Source organism: Rhodococcus chondri, from assembly GCF_036327435.1.
GTDB lineage: Bacteria > Actinomycetota > Actinomycetes > Mycobacteriales > Mycobacteriaceae > Rhodococcus > Rhodococcus chondri.
This window is the reverse complement of the sequence record NZ_JAUZMZ010000268.1, coordinates 1-4,132: the sequence shown is the minus strand read 5'-3', so window position 1 is coordinate 4,132 and position 4,132 is coordinate 1. Positions and strand designations below refer to the sequence as shown.

General features: G+C 67.3%; 2 protein-coding genes. Both read right to left on the bottom strand.

Translation table 11 applies throughout. The annotated features are described in order from the left end of the window. On the bottom strand, positions 1 to 1,454 hold a 1,454-nt coding region (locus Q8814_RS24720; protein ID WP_330154603.1), incomplete at its 3' end, for an N-acetylglutaminylglutamine amidotransferase. Positions 1,455 to 1,472: 18 nt separating this feature from the next. After that, a complete protein-coding gene (locus Q8814_RS24715; RefSeq protein ID WP_330154604.1) occupies positions 1,473 to 4,091 on the bottom strand; it encodes a glutamate--cysteine ligase in 2,619 nt (872 codons plus the stop codon). Positions 4,092 to 4,132: the final 41 nt, after the last annotated feature.

Here is a 4,132-nt window from a genome sequence, read left to right as displayed (position 1 = left end):
AGTTCGACGAACTCGTGGTCGAGGAAGGGCACCCGCGCTTCGAGACCCCACGCCATGGTCATCGTGTCGACACGTTTGACGGGGTCTTCGACGAGCATGACGGTCGTATCGAGCCGCAGTGCCGAGTCCACCGCGCTGGAAGCTCCGGGCGCGCCGTGGTGCGCCGCGAGGAACTCGTGGCTGACGTCGCGGCCGACGCGGTACTCGGGGCGCAGCAGTGCATCGACGTCGGCGTGGGAACGATCGACGAACACCCGCGCGTACGCGTCGGCGGCGTCTTCGCGCGGCACGTGGCGAAGCGGGGGATACCAGTCGTATCCGGCGAGGATCTCGTCGGCGCCCTGGCCGGTCTGCACCACTTTCACCGACTTGTGGACCTCTTCGGAGAGCAGGTAGAACGCGACGCAATCGTGACTGACCATCGGTTCACTCATGGCCGCAACGGTTTTCGGTACGGCCGGGACCAGTCGCGCAGAGTCGATGTGAATGCGATGGTGATCGGTGGCAAACGTGCGTGCCACCAGGTCGGAGTAAGCGAACTCGTTTCCGGACTCTCCACCCGCAGAATCGAACCCGATGCTGAACGTGGCCAGGTCCTGTTGGCCCTGTTCGGCGAGCAGCGCCACCACGACACTCGAATCGATCCCACCGGACAACAGCACCCCGACGGGCACGTCGCCGACCATCCGCCGGTACACCGCGGTGCGCAGCGAATCGAGCAGCGCCTCCTGCCACTCCTCGGTGCTCCACCCGGCGCGTTCGGGGTCGGGCGAGAAGTCCGGCTCCCAATAGCATCGGTCGGCGCTCAGCCCGTCCGGCATCACGACCCGCACCGTGGCGGCGGGCAACTTCCGGATCCCGCGATAGATGGTGTGCGGTGCCGGCACCACCGAATGGAAACTCAGATAATGGTGCAGCGCTACGGGATCGAGGATTCTGTCCACGTCCCCCGCGCGCAGCAGTGCCGGCACCGTCGAGGCGAAGCGCAGCCGGGAGGAGGTCTGCGCCACGTAGAGCGGTTTGATGCCGAGCCGATCACGCGCGAGCACCAGCGAACCGTTGTCGAGATCGGTGACGGCGAATGCAAACATCCCGACGAAGTGGTCCACGCAGTAGGAGCCCCAGTGGTGAAACGCTTTGAGAACGACTTCGCTGTCCGAGGTGGAGAAGAATCGATATCCGGAGTTCTGCAGTTGTGTCCGCAACTGCCGATAGTTGTAGAGGCAGCCGTTGAATACCAGCGCCAAGCGCAACTCCGTATCGATCATCGGCTGTGCGCCACGCGTGGACAGGTCGATGATCGACAACCGGCGGTGACCGAGCGCGGTAGTGCCCTGCACGAACACTCCCGCGCCGTCGGGGCCGCGGGGATGCATCGCCTCCGTCATCGCGGCAACCGCCGCGACATCGGGTTCCGTTCCATCGAAACGGATTTCGCCGCACACTCCACACATCGGACGGTCCCTTCCGGTTCAGGTCGCCGGCCGGCCCGGCGAACCGAGGATCCAGGTGTCCTTCCCGCCGCCACCACGCGACGAATTGACCACCGTGCTACCGAACGGAGCAACCCGGGTGAGCAGCGCGGGAGCCACATGGGCGGTGACGCCGTGGTCGCGTGCCCGCAGGTGGACGAAGGCGCGTAGATCGATGTGGTGCGGGTACAACCCGGTGCCGTCGAACGTGGGATGCGTGGAGAGCGGGACCACCTCCTGTGCCACGAATCGTTCGGGGCGGAAATTCAATTCGAAGCTTCGTTTCGCCAGCTCGGCCTCCGATGCCTCGGGCCCGATCGTGATCTCCCCGCCGCCGAAGCCGTCGGTGGGCTTCACGACGAGCTCGTGGAGACGATCGAGTACCGTGTCGCGCTGGGCCCGGTCGGCACACACCCAGGTGGGGACCTGCTCGAGGAACGGTTGCTCACCCAGGTAGTAGTCGATCATGGCCGGCACGAAGGTGTAGACCGCCTTGTCGTCACCCACCCCGTTACCCAGAGCGTTCACCAGCGTGAGTGTGCCCGCGCGCAGTGCGGCCAGCAGCCCCGACCGCAACGGTGTGCCGTCGTATCCCGTCGACGACAACAGCATGTCCTCGTCGATACGTGCATAGAGCACATCGATCCGCGTCGTCGACCGGCCGCGCCGAACGAATACCGTGTGGTCGAGCACCGTGAGATCCCGGGTGTGCACCAAGGGGAATCCGGTGCGCTCGGCGATCATCATGTGCTCGAACCATGCCGAGTCCTGGCTGCCCGAGCTGAGCACGGCGACGGACACGTCACCACCCGGTGCGGCGGGGGGCGCGGCGCCGAGCAGCGTCTGCCTGACCATGTCGAGAGTGGGTTCGACATCGACGATGTCCGCCTCGTCCCACAACTCGCCGAGGAACCGTCGCATCATGGCGCGTTGCGCAAGCGCATAGCCCACTCCGGACGGGCTCCGGAGGTTGTCTTCGAGGACCACGAACCGGCCGGGCCCGGTGCACACCAGGTCGGTGCCGCAGATGTGGGCGCGCACCGGGCGGCCGCGTACCGCGGCTCCGCTGGTCCGATATCCGGGGGCCAGGTCGAGCATCTCCGCCGGTACCACCCCGTCTGCGATGATCTTGCGTTCGCCGTAGACGTCGACGAGAAATGCGTTGAGCGCCAACGCTCTCTGCTCGAGTCCTGCGACCAGGGTCGACCAGTCCGCGGCCGACACGATGCGGGGTAACACGTCCATCGGGAACGGTTGCGGACGTTCCTGGTCCGTGACTCGGAACGTCACATCGGCGGCGCTCTGCTCGTGGGTGATCTCGTCCTGGATCCGGCGTAGCTCTGCCGCACCGATCCGCTCGAGGGTGTCGACCAACGGACGGTACGCCGGCCGGGGCGCACCGTCCGTGTCGACGGCTTCGTCATACGTGTCGTCGAGAGTGCCACCGCCGACCGCGGACCGGGGGAGGTATCCGTGCAGGAGACTTTGGTCGAGATCGTGCACCTGAGGTTCCGCGGGCTGTCCACCGGCGGTCTCGGCGAGCAGCTGATCCACCACATCGGTGAGTCGGCCTCGTCGGCGCAGCGCTCGACGCTGCCGGGCCGCCGAACTGCCGGCGCACGCCGCCTTCGCAGCCAATCGCGACACGGTTTCCCAGTCGCCGAGTTGCTCCAGCTGGGGGCGCAGCGCCTCGACCAGGCGCTCGACCATGTCACCCGCGGGACGCGGCACCGCGGCTTCCAGGTCGACGAGCTCGCCCTCGAGTCCCGAGCGGGCCGCGCGCCACATCGCGGCGCGGACCAGCGTCGGCGACGGCGGTACCGGCGCGGCCCCGGAGCGCAACGCGGTGATCTCGCGCTCGACGAGCGCGCGGTACAACCCGGCGATCAGCGTGATCGTCTCGACAGACGGGCAGCTGTCGCACACCCTCAGTTCGAGCGTCGGCTGGTGGGACGACGGGCGCACGTCGAAATACACCATGCCGGGGTCGGTGATGATACCACTCGACACGAGGTCGTCGATCAACCGGTCGTATTCGGCGGCCGATGACACCGGCGCTGCGGGCCCGGTCGTGGGCCACCGGATCCACACCAGGCTGCGCATGCTCGCGTAGCCGGTGTCGCTGCCGTCCGCCCAGAACGGTGAGCTGGCGCTGAGCGCGAGGAACACCGGTAGGTGCTGGGCGATTCGGACGGCGACCTGTACGGCCTCGTCGCGGTCGGGAACCTCGACGTGGACCTGGGTACCGCAGATCAACTGTTCGCGTGCCAGCAACTGGTAGTCGGCGAGCATGCGCCGGTATCGGGGTGTCTCGGTGACCTGCAACTCTGCCGGGACCGACAACGGCACCGCACCCGCGGCCGCCACACCGAGCCCGAGGTCGGCCGCCGCGTGCACGAGCAGGGCGCGCCGTCGAAGAAGGTCGTCTCGCAGGTCGTCGAGATCGGTGTGCACCCCGCTGTTGATCTCGACGACGCAGCGTTGCAGTTCCGCGACATAGCCCTCGTCGGGCAAGCGGCAGAGGAGTTCCGGGGCGCGCGACACGAGACGGCGGGTCTTGACGTCGATGAGCTGGAATTCCTCTTCGACGCCCAGGCGTCGGGTCTCGCTGCCGGGCACCTTGTCGACGTTACGCGCAGCAACCCGTGGTGCGGGCGGGG